The organism is Actinokineospora sp. NBRC 105648 (assembly GCF_030269645.1).
GTDB lineage: Bacteria > Actinomycetota > Actinomycetes > Mycobacteriales > Pseudonocardiaceae > Actinokineospora.
The window spans coordinates 110648-128959 of the sequence record NZ_BSTR01000008.1 but is presented as its reverse complement, the minus strand read 5'-3'; the positions used below and the strand labels follow the sequence as shown (position 1 = coordinate 128959).

At 69.7% G+C, this 18312-nt stretch carries 14 protein-coding genes; 5 read left to right on the top strand and 9 right to left on the bottom strand.

All coding sequences use genetic code 11. From position 1 onward, the window contains the following. Positions 1-527: 527 nt before the first annotated feature. Together QSK30_RS10510 and QSK30_RS10505 are read right to left on the bottom strand one after the other, a co-directional pair. Positions 528-1586 (bottom strand): ParA family protein, encoded by a 1059-nt coding sequence (locus QSK30_RS10510; protein ID WP_285501793.1) that lies wholly within the window; start codon positions 1584-1586, stop codon positions 528-530. After that, complete coding sequence (locus QSK30_RS10505; protein ID WP_285501792.1) at positions 1583-2761, bottom strand: ATP-binding protein; 1179 nt, start codon at positions 2759-2761, stop codon at positions 1583-1585. The genes QSK30_RS10510 and QSK30_RS10505 overlap by 4 nt, the downstream gene beginning before the upstream one ends. A 171-nt stretch (positions 2762-2932) precedes the next feature. Between QSK30_RS10505 and QSK30_RS10500 the strand changes: the two genes are divergently transcribed. Beyond that, the gene (locus QSK30_RS10500) at positions 2933-3448 is read left to right on the top strand and encodes a DinB family protein (RefSeq protein ID WP_285501791.1); all 516 of its coding nucleotides are present in this window, start codon (positions 2933-2935) and stop codon (positions 3446-3448) included. An 11-nt stretch (positions 3449-3459) separates the two neighbouring features. Here the strand turns inward: QSK30_RS10500 and QSK30_RS10495 are convergent, their stop codons facing one another. The 4 genes from QSK30_RS10495 to QSK30_RS10480 form a co-directional block, all read right to left on the bottom strand. Further along, positions 3460-4266: an SDR family NAD(P)-dependent oxidoreductase gene (locus QSK30_RS10495; RefSeq protein WP_285501789.1), complete on the bottom strand. Its 807-nt coding sequence runs from the start codon at positions 4264-4266 to the stop codon at positions 3460-3462. Positions 4267-4660: 394 nt separating this feature from the next. Beyond that, a complete protein-coding gene (locus QSK30_RS10490; RefSeq protein WP_285501787.1) occupies positions 4661-5323 on the bottom strand; it encodes a TIGR03089 family protein in 663 nt (220 codons plus the stop codon). Between the two features lie 11 nt (positions 5324-5334). After that, positions 5335-6777, bottom strand: a complete 1443-nt coding sequence (locus tag QSK30_RS10485) for an LCP family protein (protein ID WP_285501785.1) — start codon at positions 6775-6777, stop codon at positions 5335-5337. A 115-nt stretch (positions 6778-6892) separates the two neighbouring features. Beyond that, the gene (locus QSK30_RS10480) at positions 6893-8503 is read right to left on the bottom strand and encodes an LCP family protein (RefSeq protein ID WP_285501784.1); all 1611 of its coding nucleotides are present in this window, start codon (positions 8501-8503) and stop codon (positions 6893-6895) included. Between the two features lie 171 nt (positions 8504-8674). Between QSK30_RS10480 and rfbB the strand changes: the two genes are divergently transcribed. Next, entirely contained in the window at positions 8675-9667 is a 993-nt protein-coding gene (rfbB, locus tag QSK30_RS10475; RefSeq protein ID WP_285501783.1) for a dTDP-glucose 4,6-dehydratase, read from the top strand. Between the two features lie 2 nt (positions 9668-9669). Next, positions 9670-10569, top strand: a complete 900-nt coding sequence (rfbD, locus tag QSK30_RS10470) for a dTDP-4-dehydrorhamnose reductase (protein WP_285501782.1) — start codon at positions 9670-9672, stop codon at positions 10567-10569. A gap of 780 nt (positions 10570-11349) precedes the next feature. On the opposite strand, the gene QSK30_RS10465 is transcribed toward rfbD, so the two are convergent. Genes QSK30_RS10465 through QSK30_RS10455 form a run of 3 tightly spaced genes read right to left on the bottom strand, consistent with a single transcriptional unit; the run spans position 11350 to position 15964 of the window. After that, positions 11350-12432 (bottom strand): glycosyltransferase family 4 protein, encoded by a 1083-nt coding sequence (locus tag QSK30_RS10465; RefSeq protein ID WP_285501780.1) that lies wholly within the window; start codon positions 12430-12432, stop codon positions 11350-11352. Beyond that, the gene (locus QSK30_RS10460) at positions 12425-14965 is read right to left on the bottom strand and encodes a glycosyltransferase (protein ID WP_285501779.1); all 2541 of its coding nucleotides are present in this window, start codon (positions 14963-14965) and stop codon (positions 12425-12427) included. Before QSK30_RS10460 ends, QSK30_RS10465 begins: the two co-directional genes overlap by 8 nt. 60 nt (positions 14966-15025) lie before the next feature. Continuing rightward, on the bottom strand, positions 15026-15964 hold the full coding sequence (locus tag QSK30_RS10455; protein WP_285501778.1) for a glycosyltransferase family 2 protein: 939 nt from the start codon (positions 15962-15964) through the stop codon (positions 15026-15028). 23 nt (positions 15965-15987) lie between these two features. Here QSK30_RS10455 and QSK30_RS10450 point away from each other — a divergent pair, with 23 nt between their 5' ends. Together QSK30_RS10450 and QSK30_RS10445 are read left to right on the top strand one after the other, a co-directional pair. Next, the gene (locus tag QSK30_RS10450; protein WP_285501777.1) at positions 15988-17103 is read left to right on the top strand and encodes a glycosyltransferase family 4 protein; all 1116 of its coding nucleotides are present in this window, start codon (positions 15988-15990) and stop codon (positions 17101-17103) included. 56 nt (positions 17104-17159) lie between these two features. Next, on the top strand, positions 17160-18290 hold the full coding sequence (locus tag QSK30_RS10445) for a glycosyltransferase family 4 protein (protein WP_285501921.1): 1131 nt from the start codon (positions 17160-17162) through the stop codon (positions 18288-18290). The last annotated feature ends 22 nt before the right edge of the window (positions 18291-18312 follow it).

The window sequence follows — 18312 nt, the reverse complement described above, 5'->3', positions numbered from 1 at the left end:
AGGGCGCCTACGGCGTCGCTGCGCGATCGGGCGAGCCCGACCCTTGACACCGCCCCACCACCGCTAGGGCGGCCGGGACGAGGAAGCGGGGGCGACCAAGCCCCAGGGAGTGAGGAAGCGGGGGCGACCAAGCCCCAGGGAGTTGAGTCACCCGGTCGTCTCGCCTCCCAGAGCGGCCGGGGCGGACATGATCGTGCCCCGCCGAGCGTCCCAGGAGGAGCGGGCGGGGCATCAAGATCAGGCCGTCTACAGGCCGTGAGAGGTCGAAAAGCAGTGCAACACGGTGAGAAGTGTCGAGAGGTGAAAGACCAGGTCAGAGGCTGTTTTCCTCGGATACGTCCTGGTGGCGTTTACCCAGGACTGCAATCACCCAGATCTACGAGGGCACCAACCAGATCCAGCGCATGGTCATGGCCCGGGCACTGCTCAAGGGCCAGTTCCACCGCTAGACGAAGGTCTCCGGACGGCCCGATTTCGGTTGGGCCGTCCCGTCGTGCGCCTGCCCGCGTGGTTTCCATCGCGGGCGATCAGTGTCGGATCTTGCCCTTGAGGTGCTCGTCGTCCAGGCGGGCAACTATCTTGTGGGCCAGATTCCTGAAGTCCTGATAGCAGCGCTGGACGTAGGATTGCATGCTGCCGATCGCGCCGTCCGCGGTTCTCAGGTCGAACATGGGTTTGCGTGCGTCATGAGCGAGCGGCATCAGGCTCTGGTAGTTCTTCAAGGTCGCGATCTCGTACGCCTGAGATGACTCTTCGGGTTCCGCGCGGCCCAGGACGGCGGTCTCAAAAACGCTTGGAATGCGTTCGAGCCAGCGCCGGTAGGCCTTTACCGGGCGATCCAGGCGCATTGTCGGCTGCATGATGACATAGCCCAGTGGACTCATGTGGCCGCCGGGAGCGGGGATGCTCTCGGGCAGCTTGGGCAGGATGGTCTCCTGCCAGGTTGTGCGCCATTCGCGCAAAGTGGGGCCCAGGTTCCGCAAGCCGCGCAGCGAGAACAGATCGGCGGCGAGTGGCATCAAGACGACGTCCGAGGCGAGGAGGGCGGCCCGGTTGATGGCGCCGAGGTTCGGTCCGACGTCGATGAGGACGATATCGGCGTCCACGTGGTGGCTGGCGACCAAGATCGTCCGGTAGAAAGCGGTCGTCGTTCGGATCGCTGCCAAGTCCTTGCCCGGGAAGCTCCGCGGCCACGCATCCGAGAGCTTGTCCTCGAAAGCGCTCAGGTCGAGATCGCCCGGGATGAGGAACAGCCCCGACGCGATCTCGACCGGGGGGAAGTGGTGGATGTCGCCCAGCCCGTCCATAATGGGTTGGACGGACTGGGCGATGGTGCCCACCCCATCCGGGATCTGCGGGAAGACGCCTATGGCGGGTTGCTCCACCTGCCAGGCAGGAGACTGGGGTTCGTCCCACAGGGTTGCCAGGTCGTCCTCGCTGAGGAAGGCCGACGTCAGGTTCGACTGCGGGTCCAGGTCGACCGCGAGCACGCGGAGGCCGAGGCGCTGGAGCATGTGTGCGAGGTGGTAGGTCAGGGTGGTCTTGCCGACCCCGCCCTTGTTGTTGAACAGCGCGAGGGAGATCATGCCGGCTTCCTGATGGTGACCAGCCAGGATGAGTCATCGACGACGAACTCCGCGGCCGGGTTGTCGTTGTCGCGCAGGGCGGCCTGGATCCGGCCGATGCCGCGGCCGAACCTGTTGACGAACCCCAGTGCCTTCATGGCGCCTGCCAGCGAGGGGTTCCGGTAGTCGGTCACCCGGTCGAAGTTGTCGACGCGAACCTGTCCGAATGGCCCGCCTGGATTCGTGATCTCGATTCGATCGGAGAACCAGGCTATTTTCGTTGGCGCGTACGATGTCTCGTAGTTCCGGTGGATGATGGCATTCATGCACGCTTCGCGCAAAGCGTTGAGTGGGTAGTCCGGAACGTCGTGTTCGCGGAATCCGTCGGTGGACTCGACACGGGTGTGCAGGTGCCCCCGCAGGACCGATTGGAGGCGTTCGACCGAGTCGACCAGGTTCCCGCGTATTTCTTGCGAATCGGAGATCGGGCCGTCGACGGTGGTGCCCTCGTAGCGGATGAACTGCAGGTACGCGCCCGGGATGAAGGCGGTCGGGTTGAGGCCGGCCAGCAGCAGCCCCATTCCGGTAGGGACCTCCTCGCTGTCGGTCACGCCGAGGGAGGCCAGTTGTTGGGCTAGTGGCCTGCCGTTCTCCTCGAGGACCTCGGGAGCGACGAAGGCGGGCAGTATGTCGTTGGTGAACAAGGCCAGGTCGATGTCCTCCAGCGACGAGTCCTGGAGCGGGCGTGCGTCGAACGGCTTGTCCTTGGCTCGCCGCTTCTCGGTGAGGACCCGCTCGTCGTCGCGAGATGCCCGCCTCGTGGTCGGGCCCGGCCGGACCCACGCCGTTCCGTTGAGGCGCACCGGCGGGGTGTTCGAGGCCTCGACCCTGATCCGGATCACTGTTCTGCCCGCGAAAACCGCTCGGGTCACGACCATCGAGGGTCGATCGATTATCTTCCCGCTGTCACGCATCTCAGTCAGCGTCAGGAGCGCCTTGTCGGAGGTGTCGACACCGTCAACGGGCTTTCCGCGGTCATCCACGCCGATCAGGAGGTCGCCGCCGGAGAGCTTGGGCAGGTCGTTCGCGAACGCGCAGATCGTGGACAGCAGAGCGCCGGTGTCCTTCACGGACTGCTTGAACTCAAGGCCGGGTGACTCCTCCGTGCCCAGTACGTCCGCGAGGTCCTCGTCCATGACGCCATCCTGTCAGACCACGTAAGTTTCCTTGTGTGGCGACTTCAGGTCGGCGGCTGGCGGGTGGCCGCGGCGGCCGGTCAAAACCTGTTCTGGTTGCGGACTGAAGTTGTCCGCAAGAGGTCCTAGAGTTGTCCTCAAGAGACCGAGACAGACCGAAGGGGACTACCGATGACCAGCGCCGACGCCGGGACCGAGCTGCGTAGTGATGAGCGGGCGGACCTGTTGGAGAGCCTTGCCCGGCACCGGTTCTTCCTGCGGTTCACCGCGCAGGACCTCACCGATGAGCAGGCTGGGGAGCGGTCGACCGTCAGTGCGCTCACGATCGGGGGAATCATCAAGCACGTCGCCGCTACCGAGTCGGCCTGGTACCGGTTCATGGTTGGTGGGGCCGAGTTGATGCGCAGCGAGCAGGGTGACTGGGCGGATGAGCACCGGATGAACCCTGGTGAGAAGCTCGCCGACTTCCTGGCCAACTACGAGGCGGTCGCCGCCCGCACCGATGAGTTGGTCAAGACGGCTGATTTGGACAAGGCTTTCCCGTTGCCGTCGGCGCCGTGGTTCGAGCCGGGGAAGGCGTGGTCGATTCGGCGGGTGTTGCTGCACCTCATCGCCGAGACGGCGCAGCACTCGGGGCACGCGGACATCATCCGGGAGAGCCTCGACGGTCAGAAGACCATGGGCTGAGCCTGCCGGGGTCAGCGGGAGAGGCGGCGGACCGCCGCCTTGATCAGTGGCTGGTACAGCGAGCCGAACACGCGGGGCAGGGCGTCGATCACGTAGGCGTCCGGCCCGATCAGGATGCGGGCCCGGTCGCGCCGCACCCCGGTCAGGATGGTGTGCGCGGCCGCCTCGGGTGTGGTGATCGCGACCTGGTCCAGGGAGCGGCTGAAATCGGCGGCCTCGGTGGGGTCCGACGTGCGCGCGTTGCGGGCGATGTTGGTCTTGATACCGCCAGGGTGCACGCAGGACACCCCGACCCCGGTGCGCTCCAGGCGCATCTCCTGCCGCAGGGCCTCGGTGAAGCCGCGCACGGCGAACTTGGCCGCGTTGTACGCGCTCTGCGTGGGCACCCCGATGAACCCGAACACACTCGACACGTTCACCAGGTGGCCACGCGCGGCCACCAGAGCGGGCAGGAACGCACGCGAGCCGTGCACGACGCCCCAGAAGTCGATGTCCATGACCCAGCGCAGGTCGTCGTCGGACATCTCGCGGACGCTGCCCTTGAGCGCGACACCGGCGTTGTTGACCACCAGGTCGGTGCGGCCGAAGTCGGCTTCGACCTGGGCGGCGTGGGCGTAGATCGCGTCTCGGTCGGCTACGTCGAGGTGGTAGGTGCGCAGGGTGCCGGTCGCTTGGGCGGCTGTTTCGGCTAGAGCGTCGGGGTTGATGTCGGAGGCGGCTACCTGGGCGCCTTCGGCCAGGAGGGCGTGGACCAGGGCTCGACCGATGCCGGAGCCTGCGCCTGTCACTACGGCTGTCTTGCCGTTGAACGACTTCACGTGTGCTCCTGGCTCTTGGGTTTTGGCTTGGGTGGGGGTGCTCGATTGGGTGGAGTGGCTTTGTTCGGGGCCCCTAAGAAAAGAGGCGCAGTGGGTAGAGCGGGTGGGAAAGGGATACCCACCGCCTGGGTCAGGCTAGCGCCTCTTTTCTCCCCAAACAAAGCCACTCCACCCAATCGAGCAGGAGGGCGGGAGGGCGTGGCCTGGTTGGGGAGCGGGTTGCAGAGCCACTTCACCAAATCGAGCAGGACTGGTGGGCGGGTGCGGCTTTGTGGGGTGAGGCTTTGAGGACAAAAGTGGGATTGAACGGTGGGGTGGGCCGGGCATGGGTTTGCGGGTCTCTGCGACGAGATTCTGGGTCGGCTTGCCGTGAAGGTGTTGTGGGACTCGGGGTTCAGGCCAGTCTGTCCACTGTGGTGCGTTCTGCGGTGCGGTGGGAGTCGAGGCGGGAGGGGTTTGTTACCTGGACTAGGGAGCCGCCTGTTGCGAGCGGGGCTACCAGTGCCGCTAGTACGCCGTCTGGGATTGTCCAGGCCAGTGTCGACAGCAGTCGTGTGCCTTCTGGGAGGCCCTTTGCCACTGTTAGGACTTCGTCGACAGTCATGCCTGCCAGGGCGAGGGTTGATCCTGGGACTGATGGTCCGAAGAAGTCGTCTCCGAACAATCTTGCTTCGCCGACGAAATCGGCCGCGCCGCCGGAGGGGCCGCCCAGGTCTCGGCCCATTGGGTCCAGGGACACTGCCGCGACGGTGCCATCCGCTGACTCGCCGGGGGCGACGAAGGTGACTGCGGCTGGGCCGTCGGCGATCACGTGTGCTCCGGCCCACCACGCGCCGAGTAGTACGCCTGCTGTCTGCCAGTGTGCGGGGAGTTGCACGGCTACCGGTGTTCCCGGTTCTACGTCGTGCTCTTCGACCAGCCAGTTCGCGGTCTTGGCTGCCCAGTTTCGGACGGTGGCGACCGATAGCTCTACCCGTGTCCCCGCTGCGTCGTCGTAGTGGGTGATGAGGGGCTTTGCCGACGGCAGTGGGCGTAGGAGTGTCTCAGTGAGGCTCAACGGGACTCCGGTCAGTCGATGCACGGGACGGCTGAGGGGGCGTTGAGGTTCAGCAGCCGCCTGCTTGTCAGGTTCTCACCGGTTGTCGCTGGGGGTGGTGGCGGGGGCGGTGGTGGGTTCTCGCTGGCCAGGCCCGCGACGTAGGCGCGCACGGCGGTGGGGTCGACGGTGACCACGCTCTGGCCCCGCTCTGTGCGGGTGCCGACGCCGGTGACCGGGATGGTGACGAAGGTGACCTGGCCGGACGCCAGGGACTGGGCCTGGTTGACCAGGTCGAGGAAGTGCAGGCCGGGGTCCATCACCACGGTCTTGGACACCGCCGACTCCAGCGCGTTGAGCTTGCCGGGGTCGGTCAGGGTGCCGCCGCTGAGCACCTTGTTCATCGCCGAGGACAGGAACGTCTGCTGGCGCACGATCCGGTCCAGGTCGCCGCGCGGGAGGTTCTTGCGCTGGCGGACGAAGGAGACCGCGTCGCCGCCGCGCACGGTTTGGGGGCCGGCTCGGAAACTGGCGCCGGAGTCGGTGTCGCTGGTGGCGTGGTTGAGGCAGACGTCGACGCCGTCGATGGCCTCGGTGAGCAGGTAGAACCCGTAGAGGGTGACCTCGGCGTAGTGGTCGACGCGGACGCCGGTGAGGTTCTGGACGGTGGAGATCAGCGCGGTGCGGCCCGCGTTGTCGGACTCGCGTTCGATCTTCTCCCGGTCGCCCTCGCCGCGGTCGACCATGGCCTGGGCGAACCGGGCCTTGGTGACGCCGAAGGCGCCGTTGATCTTCTCCTCGCGGTAGCCGGGCACCGGGACGTAGCTGTCGCGCGGGATGGAGATCGCGAAGCCCCTGCCGCCGTTGTGCGGGACGCGCAGCAGGATCAGCGTGTCGGTGTTGATCGTGTCGGTGGCCTCGGTGCGCAGCTCGCGCAGCACCCGCGCCGAGAGCGGGTGGCCCTGCAGGTCGGTGCGGGTGTCGCTGCCCACGACCAGGATGTCGCTGGCGCCGTCGTCGGCGGCCGGGGCGCCGGGGCCCTGCTGGGCCTGGGCCAGGGCGTCCGTGGTGGTGACACTCTCCTGGAAGTTGTCGAGACGCACGGTGACCGTGCCGAAGCCGACCAAGATCGCTCCGGACACCAGTGCGACCACTGTCCGCGCGGCGATCCACCACGCGGATACGCGCCTGCGCCGGGGCCGTCCGTCGACTGGTTCGTCCTCGGCGGCCCGGTCGAGTGCCGCTTTGGGCTCGCCGCCCGCAGGTGACTCGGGCGTTGTCGCCTGTTCGGGTTCGGTGCCCTGGCCGACAGCTGCGGTAGTGCTGGCGGGAACCGCTTCGTCGGCGGGTTCGGCCGCGGTCGGTTCGGGTGCGCTGTCCTCGGGTGCCACGGGCTCGGCGGGGGTGGCCGCCTGCCCTGGCGGGTCCGCCACCGGTTCGTCGTCCGCCGATTCTGGCGCCGGCCGGTCCGTCACGTCGTTCCCCCTCTTCCGCCCGATGGGCGACGGGACAAGGCTAGACAACGTCACCGACCGATCCGGTGCGATTCACCCGGAGTCGCCGGAGTCGATCACGGATCGTGACAGGGCGTCAGTTGACGCAGGGGACGCTGCCCGCCGCGATCGTCGCCGGGGTGTTCGCCGGTGTGGTGGTCGGGACCTGCGCGCGCACCGGGTCGACCGGGTCGGCGGTGGCGGTGGACCCCGGCTGGTACGACGTGCCCAACACCACTCGAACGTGTCCCGCGCTCAGGGTGCGGTCCTCGGCGTAGCTGAACTGGGCCGCCAACGAGCCCGCCACCGCCTCGGCCTCGGCCAGCTCGCCTGCCGCGTACCGGATGACCGAGGTGGGCTGGACGGCCGCGTCGCCCACGTCGCCGCGGGCGTACCCGCGGCCGGCGAGCGCGTCGAGCACGGTGGTGGCCAGGCCGCGGGTGGTCGAGCCGTTGCGCACGTCGACGGTGATCTTCCTGGTCAGACCGCTGGTGGTGGGCGTGCCGGGGGTGGCGATGTCCCGCGGGGTGGTCGTGGCCGGGGTGGTCGTCGTCGACGGGTTGCCCGTGGTGGAGGCGAGGTCCGCGCCGCGGGTCACGTCCTCGACGTACTGGGCGACCTGGGCCGGGTCGACCTTGATCACGTCGGCGCCGCCGATCTTGGCCTCGCCCTGCGTCGGGATGGTGTGGAACTCGATGTTCCCGCTGCTCAGGCCCTGCATCTGGGCGGCGAATCGGGACAGGTTCCAGTTCGAGGACAGCACCACCGACTTCTGCACGGCGGTGACCAGGTCCTTCGCCCGGGACGGGTTGGCCAGCATGTCCGCCGAGAGCACCTTGTTCGCCAGCGCGCCGAGGAACACCTGCTGGCGCACGATCCGGTCCAGGTCGCCGTTGGGCAGGTCGTAGCGCTGCCGGACGAACGACAGCGCCGCCGCGCCGGAGATGGTCTGCCTGCCCGCGGGCAGCCGGGCGCCGGACTTGGGCTCGTCGACCGCGTTGTTCAGGCACACCTCGACCCCGCCGATGGCCTTGGTGACCTCGTAGAAGCTGGCCAGGTTGACCTCGGCGTAGCGGTCGATGGTGATCGACTCGCCGACCAGCCGCTCGATCGTGGCGATCAGGTTCTTCCGGCCGGTGACGGTGGCCTTGGCGTCGAGCTCCTTGGCGTCGGTGACGCCCTGGGCCCCGAGGGTCTTGCGCGCGTCGTTGTAGGCGTAGACGAACGCGGAGTTGAGCTTGTGCTTGCCGAAGCCCTCGCCGACGTCGACCCAGGAGTCGCGCGGGAAGGAGAACGCGACCGCCCGTTTGCCGTCCGACGGGATGTGCACCAAGATCATGGTGTCGGTGTTGCGCTCGCCGTCGGACTTGCCGCCGTTGAGCATGGCGAGGACCTCCTTCGGCAGCGGGTTGCCGAAGGCGTCGGTGCGGCTGTCGATGCCGACCAGCAGGATGTCGACGGCGCCGTCGAGCGGCTCCGGACCCGCCTGCGGCCGCTCGTCGATGACGTCGGTGGTGACGGTGTTCGCGTCGATGTCGCCGAAGGTCCACCAGCCGTACCCGGTGGCGGCTATCACCGCGACCGAGACCAGGGCCACGACGACCCGCATCAGCGCCGCGCTGGTCCGCAGCCACAGCGGAGCTCGACGCGGCCCGGGTAAGTCATCCCCCGGCGCGCTCTCGACCCCCATAGGCGCACGCTCGTCCACGCACGCTCCTCCCCGGTCCCGACCTGTACGCCCCAGGCTACCCAGGACGGTGTGGTCTGGCTGTCAGTGCTGTCACCTCAGTGCCGTCACCGGTAACACGGTTCGGGGAGCGTCGACGTTTACAGCGACGTGGAACACTCTGGGGCGACGACGAGGACAGGTGGACAGAACATGCGGGTGTTGGTGACCGGCGGTGCCGGCTTCATCGGGTCGCACTACGTACGGCAGGCGCTGGGCGGCGCGTACCCGAGCCTGGCCGACGCCGAGGTCGTGGTGCTGGACAAGCTGACCTACGCGGGCAACCGGGCCAACCTCGACCCGGTGGCGGGCAGCGAGCGGCTGCGCTTCGTCGAGGGCGACATCACCGACGCGGCGCTGGTGCGCGAGACCGTGTCCGGGGTCGACCTGGTCGTGCACTTCGCCGCCGAGTCGCACGTGGACCGTTCGATCCTGGGGTCGGCGGACTTCGTGCTCACCAACGTGCTCGGCACCCAGACCCTGCTGCAGGCGGCCGTGGACGCGGGCGTCGGCCGGTTCGTGCACGTCTCCACCGACGAGGTGTACGGCTCGATCGACGAGGGTTCGTGGCCCGAGACCCACCCGCTGGAGCCGAACTCCCCGTACGCGGCGTCCAAGGCGTCCTCGGACCTGATGGCGCGGTCCTTCTTCCGCACCCACGGCCTGCACGTGTGCGTCACCCGGTGCTCGAACAACTACGGGCCGTACCAGTTCCCGGAGAAGGTCATCCCGCTGTTCACCACGAACCTGATGGACGGCAAGAAGATCCCGCTCTACGGCGACGGCCTCAACGTGCGCGACTGGCTGCACGTGGACGACCACTGCACCGGCATCCAGCTGGTCGCCGACGGCGGCCGGGCGGGTGAGATCTACAACATCGGCGGCGGCACCGAGCTGACCAACCGCGAGCTGACCGCGCTGCTGCTCGCGGCCACCGGCACCGACGAGTCGTTCGTCCAGCCGGTGATCGACCGCAAGGCGCACGACCGCCGTTACTCGGTCGACATCACCAAGATCGCCTCGGAACTGGGCTACGCGCCCCGGGTCTCGTTCCAGGACGGCCTGGCCGAGACCGTCCAGTGGTACCGCGACAACCGCGCCTGGTGGGAACCCCTCAAGCAGCGCGCCGCGCTCCCCGGGGCCTGACCATGGCCCTCGTTCTCCTGGTACCGGGCGGTGGCGGACAACTCGGGCGCGAGCTGGCCGGGCTGGACCTCGAGGTGCACGCACCGGGGTCCGCCGACCTCGACCTGACCAACGCGGGCTCGGTCATCGAGGCAGTGTCCACAGCGGCCGATTCAGCGCGGGCGCGCGGAGACTCGGTGGTAGCGGTCAACGCCGCCGCCTACACGGCGGTCGACAAGGCAGAGACAGACCGCGCACGCGCCTTCGCGGTGAACGCCGACGGACCCCGTGTCTTGGCGGCAGCCTGCTCGTCACGAGGTGTGCCATTGATCCACGTGTCGACGGACTACGTGTTCCCGGGGGACGCGGACCGTCCGTACGAAGTGGACGATGCTCCCGGTCCTCGGTCGGTCTACGGGCTGACGAAGCTGGCCGGGGAGGAGGCCGTGCTGGGCTCGGGAGCACGGTCCTGGATCGTGCGGACCGCGTGGGTCTACGGGGCTTTCGGCTCCAACTTCGTGAAGACCATGGCACGCCTGGAGGCTTCCCGGGAGACGTTGTCCGTTGTGGACGACCAGGTCGGGTCGCCGACCTGGACTGGGGACCTGGCCAGGGCGTTGGCGGCATTGGCTGCTCGGGTGGTCGAGGGGGACGCGCCGGCATCGAAGGTGCTGCACTGCACTGGGACCGGGTCGACGACCTGGGCCGGCTTCGCACGCGCGGTGTTCGAGGAGTTGGGCGCGGATCCGTCCCGGGTGAAGTCATGCGGCACTGCGGATTACCCGACGACGGCAGCGCGGCCTGCGTACTCGGTGCTGTCGGACCGGGCTTGGCTGGAGGCGGGCTTGCCCGCGATGCGCCCTTGGCGAGAGGCACTGACGGCAGCCTTCAAAGCACACCCGGGCGGCTTCTCGCCGGCGTGAGCTGATCAAGAAGTCCTCTGTATCCGCCAAAACGCAACAGGATCCCGCCCTTACTCGAACGTCAGAACCGCCCTCGCTGGAACGCGCCAGAACCCGAGTCCCTGCTGGTGCGCGACCGATTCCGCCCCCGCTGGAACGCAACAGGATCCCAAGCCCGCTGGTACGCAACACCCGCCACCCGTGTGCTCGATTTGCTGGACTCGCTTCGTGTGGGGGAGGAGTACCGCTAAACTTGCCGTGTGGTGGGGATGCCCTTCACCCGCCCTTTTTTCGCCACCGCGGTGCTCTAGGGGCCCCGCGCGAAGTGAGTTCAGTGAATCGAGCCTGCGTCTTAGTCGGGCAACCTGTACGAGCTACGCTCAGCCAACAAAAGTAGCCCATACAGGTTGCCCAAGTTAAGAGCGGGCGCTCGATCTAGTGAACTCCCTTTGCGCGGGGCCCCTAGAGCACCGCGGTGGGGAAAAAGCGTGGGGTGAAGGGCATCCCCACCACAGGTCAAGTTTAGCGGCACTCCTCCCCCACACAAAGGGAGTCCACTAGATCGAGCATCCGTAGCGGGGCCGCCGGAACCAGCGGGGTTGCTTATAGGAATGAAAGAATGACCAAAAGCATTGGGGCTGGGGCTGGGGCTGGGGGTGTGGTGGCGGGGCGGAGATTTGGCGGCCGAGGCCCCCGGGGCTTGGGCTGGCGTTGGCGATACCCGGGCTGGGCTGGGGCCAGGTCGGGGCCGGGGATAGCGGGGGCCAGCGCAGCGGCGGTGTAAGGCTGGTGGTGTGGTGGTTACCGGTTTGCTGCTGCTCGGTATGCGGCCACTGTCAGTTCTGCGCATCGGCGCCAAGTGTGGGTGGCCGCGTGGGTGCGGCGAGTCGAGATGGTGGTGGGGTCTGCCGGGTTTTCCAGTGCGTCGGTGAGGGCTGTGGCCAGTGCCTCTGTATCGCCGAACGGAACGAGCCGCGCGTGGCCGCCTGTTACCTCGCGCAGTGCCGGGATATCCGTGCACACGACCGGGACATCGCAAGCCATTGCCTCGAGCACCGGTAGACCGAAGCCCTCGTCTCGGGATGGCAGGGCCAGGGCTCCTGCTCCCGCTACGACGCTGCGGAGGTCGCTCTCCGAGAGATAACCAGTGGTGATCACGCGCTGGTCGGACGAGCGGTGGCCGGGGCCGACCAGTACCAGCGGTGGGAGTTCTGGGGTTGCCGCGTGTGCTTTCAAGAGCCATTCCAGTGCCTTGCGTGGGCCTGCTGCGCCGACGAAGAGCAAGTACTGCGCTGGTAGACCGAGCTTTCGGGCCAAGTCCAGGTTTGGTGGTCGTGCGGTGAACCAGGCTGGGTCTACTCCCAGCGGAGTGACGCGGACCTTGTCCTCGGACACCTCAAGGCGCTCCACAACCTGTTCCGCGACAGCACGGGTCGGGGTGCAGATGATTCCCGCGCGGCGTGCCGACAGGCCGACCAGTTCCGGTAGGTGGGTGTCGAAGCGGTTCAGTTCGTCGGGGTGGTCGAGGAAGTTCAGGTCGTGGATGGTCAGCACGCCTGCCGCGCGGAAGGCCGCTGGTAGGACGAAGTTGGTGCCGTGCACGACATCGGTCAGGCCGGCGAACAGCTCGACCGGGGGGAACGGTGCCTTCAGCCAGGCCAACCTCAGCAAGCGGGCCGGGACGGGGATGCCGCGCGCCTGCACCCCGTGCGGGAGCACGCGGCGCAGCGCCCGCCAGCCGCGCAAGGTGAAGGCTACCGCGCGCATGTCCACATGGGACGATGAGGCCAGTTCCTCGGCCAGGGCACCGGTGTAGCGGCCGATGCCGGTGCGGTTGCCCAGCAGTGGTGTGCCGTCGATCAGGACTCGGATCGGCTTAGGCATCGTGTCGACCCCCGGACAGGCGCTCTCGGGCGATTCGGCGGACTCGGCCGGCCGCGCGTTTGGCCAGTTCGCCGGGGCCGCCGACGTCCAGGTACTCCCGCACCAAGCCCAGATCCCTGCGCACGGTGCCTGCCGCGCCCAGGCCGGGTTTGCGGACCAGGGTTTCCGCGCCCGCCAAGCGGTCGGCGGCCGGGCGTGGGTCCCGGCAGAAGGCGGTGAGTGGTGCCAGCACGTTCTCCCAGGTGAACCGCTCGCGGACGACCGCGATCCGGTCTTGGCACGCCTGGGCGAACTCCGCGTCGTAGAGGACCCGCTCCAGTGCCTCGGCCAATGCGTCCGGGTCTTCGGCCGGGACGACTACGCCGAGGCGCTCGGTGCGGACGAGTTCGGCGAAGGAGTCGCCGTCGGTGGTGACGATCGGCAGGCCCGCCCACAGGTAGTCGAGCACCCTGGTGCGGAAGGCGAATGTGGTCTCCACGTGCTCGTAGTGCGTGGTCACGCCGCAGTCGGCGTCGAGGAGCCAGTCCTGGCGCTGGTCGAAGGGGACCCAGATCTCGTTGAAGAACACGTGCCGCCCGGTCAGCTCCAGCCGCCCGGCCAGCGCGCGGACCTGCGCGCTGATGTCCATCTCCGGGACCTCGGGGTTCGGGTGCCGCATGCCCAGGAAGACCAGCCGCACGTCCGGGCGGCGGCGGGCCAGGGTGCCGATGGCGGTGATCAGGGTCAGCGGGTCGAACCAGCTGTAGACCCCGCCCGCCCACAGCACCACCCGGTCACCCGCGCCGATGCCCGGGATACCCGCCTTGATCGGCGAGCGGGACTGCTGCGGCGGTTTGCCCGACAGTCCGAAGGGGACGACCGCGAGCAGGGAACGGACCGTCGGGTCTGCGTCGTAGAGCGCCGGGGTGAGCCTGCCCAGCGACATCAGGTGACCGAGCCAGAAGTGGCGCTGCCGTTCGGAAGCGCACAGGAAGAAGTCCCCGCGTTCCAGTTGCGTGTTGAGCACCTTGGTGACACCGGCCAGGTCCAGCTCGCGCTGCTCGGCGACCTCGTCCTTGCCCTGCTCCAACAGCTCCAGGTGCATCGGGTCGTAGACGTCGCAGACGACGATCTTGGTCGAGCCCGGCTTCTTCAGCGCGGGCACCAGTTCCAGCGCGTGGCCCTGCAGCACCACCACATCGGCCCAGGCGACGTGCGGGTCGAGCTCGCGGTGCTTGGCGCGCACCACCGGGAACGGCGCCTCGGGCGGCGCGCACACCGGGTTCACCGTCACCAGCCGCACCTCGTGCTCGGCGCTGAGCACCTCGGCCATGTGCCAGGCGCGGATCGCCGGGCCCGCCATCCGCTCGGAGATGGCGTCCCCGGTGATCACCAGGATCTTGCGCCTGCCGCCGAAGACGCGCTCCAAGCCGAATGCCTCGACCAGGATGTCGTGCGCGGCGAGGTAGCGCGGCAGCGGGTACGCAGGCTCCATCGCCTTGCGCAGCAGGGGAAGCAGGTCGGCGTCCGAGCGCACCCTGGCCGCCTGCTCGACGGCGCGCGAAGCCGCCAGCGACGGCAGCAGCTCGACGAACTGGTCGATCGCCAGCACGCCCGCGAGCGCGGGCCGCGAGATCGCGACCGTGTCGTGGTCGCCCGCGGTGTCCTCGTCGCGCCGGGTGATCTCCAGCTGGGTCGGGTCGATCCCGCCGCGCGCGGTGGCCCGGCGGATGGCCAGGGCCAGCGCGGCGGGCAGGGCGCTGGCCAGTGTCGCGTCGGAGGCGTTCTTGTACAGCGCGGCCAACGCGTTGCGCTCCAACAGGTACAGCTCGCGGGCGTTGTCCTCGGTGTCTACTTGGGACATGGAGGCGTGGTGCCGGTGGAAGGCCAGCGAGCCGGGCTCGAAGCGGACCCGCCAGCCGCGCAGGTTCAGCCGCCAGCCCAGGTCGACGTCCTCGTAGAACATGAAGAACCGCTCGTCGAAGCCGCCGACCTCGGTGAACACCCCGGTGCGCACGAACATCGCCGCCCCGGTGGCGAACAGCACGTCGCGCGGCGCGTCGTATCGGCCGTCGTCGAGCTCGCCCGCGTGGCGCTTGTAGCCCATGCCGAACCAGGTCAGGCCGCCGTCGACGAAGTCGATCCGCTCGCCGTCCCAGTCCAGGACCTTGCTGGCCACCGCCGCCACGTCCGGCTGCGCCGCCAGCACCCGCACGGCCGCGCGGGCCCAGTCGGGGTGCGGTCGGGCGTCGTTGTTGAGGAACGCCAGGACAGTGCCACTCGCGTGCTGGGTCCCCAGGTTGCAGCCGCCCGCGAACCCGAGGTTGGCCCCCGACTCGACGACCAGGACCCCCTCGACCGCGCGCAGCCGCTCGACGCTGCCGTCGCCGGAGGCGTTGTCCACGCAGATGACCTCGAGCCGGTCGGCCGGGTAGTCCAGATCGGACCGCAGCGCGCGCAGGCAGGTGACGGTGTCGTCGGCCCCCCGGTAGTTGACCACCACCACCGACAGCACAGGCAGTCTCGACGCGGCTGTCGACGTCCCCTCGGCCAAGCCTGCCTCCTCGCGCGGTTCCTGCGCATAGCGTGCCTCATCGCAGCGCGTGATGGGCGCTCAACCGCCCGAAACCGACGCCTGACCTCCGCCGTGCGCCTGCCGCCACACCGCCGTGCGGCCGATCGCGCACCGCCGACTGATCGCCCGCCGCCGGCCCACGACACCCGGCAGACGGGCCGCGACCTCGGTCAACACGCCCCACCGCAGCCGCACGTCGAAGTTCGCCGCCGCCGGTGCCGATCGGCGCAGCGGGAGGACCGCGGTGATCGCCGCGAACCGGGCGATCTCACGGACCGCGACCGCGAGCGGTGCGCAGCGCAGCAGCACGAGCAACCGGTTGCGCTCGTTCCACCGGTGAAACGACCGGCTGCCCGGTTTGCTGCTGGCGCCGTGCAGGTGGGTCACCCGGGCCGCGGGCACCGACAGGACGGTCCAGCCGCGCAGCCGCAGCCGCCACGAGGTGTCGGTGTCCTCGTAGTAGCAGAAGAAGTCGCCCGGGACGCCGCCCGCGTCGGCGAGCGCGGCCGTGCGGAGCAGCGCCGCACCCCCGCAGAAACCGAAGATCTCACCCTCGGTGACGTCCATTCCATACCCGAGCGGGGTGAGCCGTACGCCGATCGACTGAACCGAACCGTCCGGTCGGTGTAGTCCGGCGCTGGCCGCCCCCGCCCGCGGCTCGGCGTCGAGGGCGTCCTCTAGGGCGGCCAGCCAGTCGGCCGACGGCGCGGCGTCGTCGTTGAGCCAGGCCACGTACTCGGTGTCCACCGCGGGCAGCGCGGCGGCCAACCCGCCCGCGTAGCCCGCGTTGTGGTCGAGTCGAATGGTGCTGGGCGCGCTCGGGTGCGCGGCCAGCAGGGCGGATGTGCCGTCGTCGGAGGCGTTGTCGAGCACGACCGTCCGATGTGGACGGGTCTGCGCGGCCAGCGCGTCCAGGCAGGCGCCCACGTGCGCCCGGCCACGCCAGGTGACCACGACGACCGTCGTGCGCGCTTCCACGGCGCCGACCGTACCGTGGGCGGGTGCCCGAGCTCGTCGTGCTCACCGAGCAGCTCCTCGCCCCGGTCCCCGGTGGGACCGGCCGCTACACCCGCGAGCTGGCCGCCGCGCTCGCGGCGGCACCACCCGATGGGTGGACCGTCACCGGGGTGACGGCTCGCCACCGCGATCTCGCCCCCGCCGCCATCCCCGGCGTCGCGGGCCCGCGCGGGCTGCCGCTGCCCCGCCGCGCGCTGACCCTGGCCTGGGAGCGCGGCCTGCCGCTGTGGCCGGGTGGCGACGTGCTGCACGCCCCGACCCCGCTGGCGCCCGCGTCGGCCAAGCGGGGGCGGGCGCTGGTGGTCACCGTGCACGACACCGTCCCGTTCACCCACCCCGAGACGCTCACCCCGCGCGGCGCGGCCTGGCACCGCGCGGTGATCCGCCGGGCAACTCGGCGGGCCGACGCGATCATCGTCCCGACCGCCGCCGTCGCCGCCGAGCTCGCCGAACACGCGCCCGGCCCGGCACCCGTGCACGTCGTCGGCCACGGGGTGGCCGAGGCGTTGCGCGTGCCCGCGGCCGAGGTCGACATGCCCCCGGCGTACGTGCTGGCAGTGGGCACGCGCGAGCCGCGCAAGGGTTTGGACGTGCTGGTCGAGGCAGTCGCCGGGCTGGACGTGCCGCTGGTGCTGGCCGGGCCGCCGGGCTGGGGCGCGGTCGACCTGACCGCGCTCGCCGAGCGGCACGGCCTGCCCCCGGACCGGCTGCGGGTACTGGGCAGGATCACCGACGCCGAGTTGGCGACCGTGCTGGCCAGGGCCACCGTGCTGGCCGCGCCCAGCCGGGCCGAGGGGTTCGGGCTGCCGGTGCTGGAGGCGATGGCCGCCGGCGTCCCGGTGGTCCACTCGGACGCGCCCGCCCTGGTCGAGGTGGCCGGTGGCGCCGGGATCTCGGTGGCCGCCGCAGACCCGTCCGGGTGGACATCAGCGCTGCGCAGCGTCATCGAATCGCCTGATCAGCGGGCCGCGATGGCGGCGGCAGGCCGCGCCCGGGCCGCGCACTTCACCTGGCGCGCCGCCGCCGAAGCCGTCTGGGCGGTGCACGTGCACCTGTACGCCCGACGCCACTCGACCGGTGGGAAGTTCACCCGTTGGTGAGAAATGGCCACGGTGGGCGTCGTACCCTAGGCCGCGTGTCCCTGGCCGACCCGCGTGTGCTGATCGACGCGACCGCCGTCCCGGCCGACCGGGGTGGGGTGGGCCGCTACGTCGACTCGCTGGTCGCCGCCCTGGCCGCCGACGGCGCCGCGCTCAGCGTGGTGTGCCAACCGCGCGACGCCGACCTGTACGCCGAGATCGCCCCGACCGCGCGACTCGTGCCGACCTCGGAGTCGATCACCACCCGGACCTCCCGGCTGACCTGGGAGCAGACCACCCTGCCCCGGCTGGTGCGCAGGCTGGGCGTCGACGTGCTGCACTCCCCGCACTACACGATGCCGCTGGCAACCCCCACCGCGTCCGTGGTCACCCTGCACGACGCCACGTTCTTCACCGACGCCGTCCTGCACCACTCGATCAAGGCCCGCTTCTTCCGCGCCTGGACCAAGGCGGCGCTGCTGCGCGCCTCGCTGTGCGTGGTGCCCAGCGCGGCCACCGCCACCGAGCTGACCAGGGTCGCCGGGGCCGACCCGAACGGCTTGGCGGTGATCCAGCACGGCGTCGACACCGACCGGTTCCACCCGCCGTCACCCGAGGAGGCGGACGCCGCCCGGGCGCTCCTGGGGTTGGGCACCGCGCCGTACGTCGCGTTCTTAGGGGCGTTGGAGCCGCGCAAGAACGTGCCCGCCCTGGTCAGGGGCTTCGCCGCCGCCGCGCGCGGCCAGGCCGAACCCCCGACCCTCGTCCTCGCCGGACAACCCGGCTGGGACCGCCAAGTCGAACGCGCACTCGACGCCGTCCCGCACCGCCTACGAGTGATCCGCGCCGGCTACTTGCCCTTCGAGCACCTCGCGGGCTTCCTCGGCGGCGCTGCACTGGTGGCCTATCCGAGCCTGGGCGAGGGCTTCGGCTTACCGGTACTGGAGGCAATGGCCTGCGGAGCCTGCGTCCTGACCACCCGCAGGCTGTCGTTGCCCGAGGTCGGCGGCGACGCCGTGGCCTACTGCGGAGTCGGCGCGGGCGACATCGGCGCGGCACTGGCGGACCTGCTCGACGACCCGGGCAGACGAGCCGACCTCTCGGCGGCGGCACAGCGCCGGGCCAAGGAGTTCTCCTGGCACACCAGCGCCACCGCGCACCGCGCGGCCTACGGGCGCGCGCTAACCCTGCACCGCAGGGCACGCTGAGCAGCGTGCACAATGTCGGGTC

Excerpts from the sequence above, each read along its gene's own strand:
- QSK30_RS10510 (WP_285501793.1), bottom strand. The coding sequence starts at position 1,586 with ATGATCTCCCTCGCGCTGTTCAACAACAAGGGCGGGGTCGGCAAGACC.
- QSK30_RS10505 (WP_285501792.1), bottom strand. The coding sequence starts at position 2,761 with ATGGACGAGGACCTCGCGGACGTACTGGGCACGGAGGAGTCACCCGGC.
- QSK30_RS10500 (WP_285501791.1), top strand. The coding sequence starts at position 2,933 with ATGACCAGCGCCGACGCCGGGACCGAGCTGCGTAGTGATGAGCGGGCG.
- rfbB (WP_285501783.1), top strand. The coding sequence starts at position 8,675 with ATGCGGGTGTTGGTGACCGGCGGTGCCGGCTTCATCGGGTCGCACTAC.
- rfbD (WP_285501782.1), top strand. The coding sequence starts at position 9,670 with ATGGCCCTCGTTCTCCTGGTACCGGGCGGTGGCGGACAACTCGGGCGC.
- QSK30_RS10465 (WP_285501780.1), bottom strand. The coding sequence starts at position 12,432 with ATGCCTAAGCCGATCCGAGTCCTGATCGACGGCACACCACTGCTGGGC.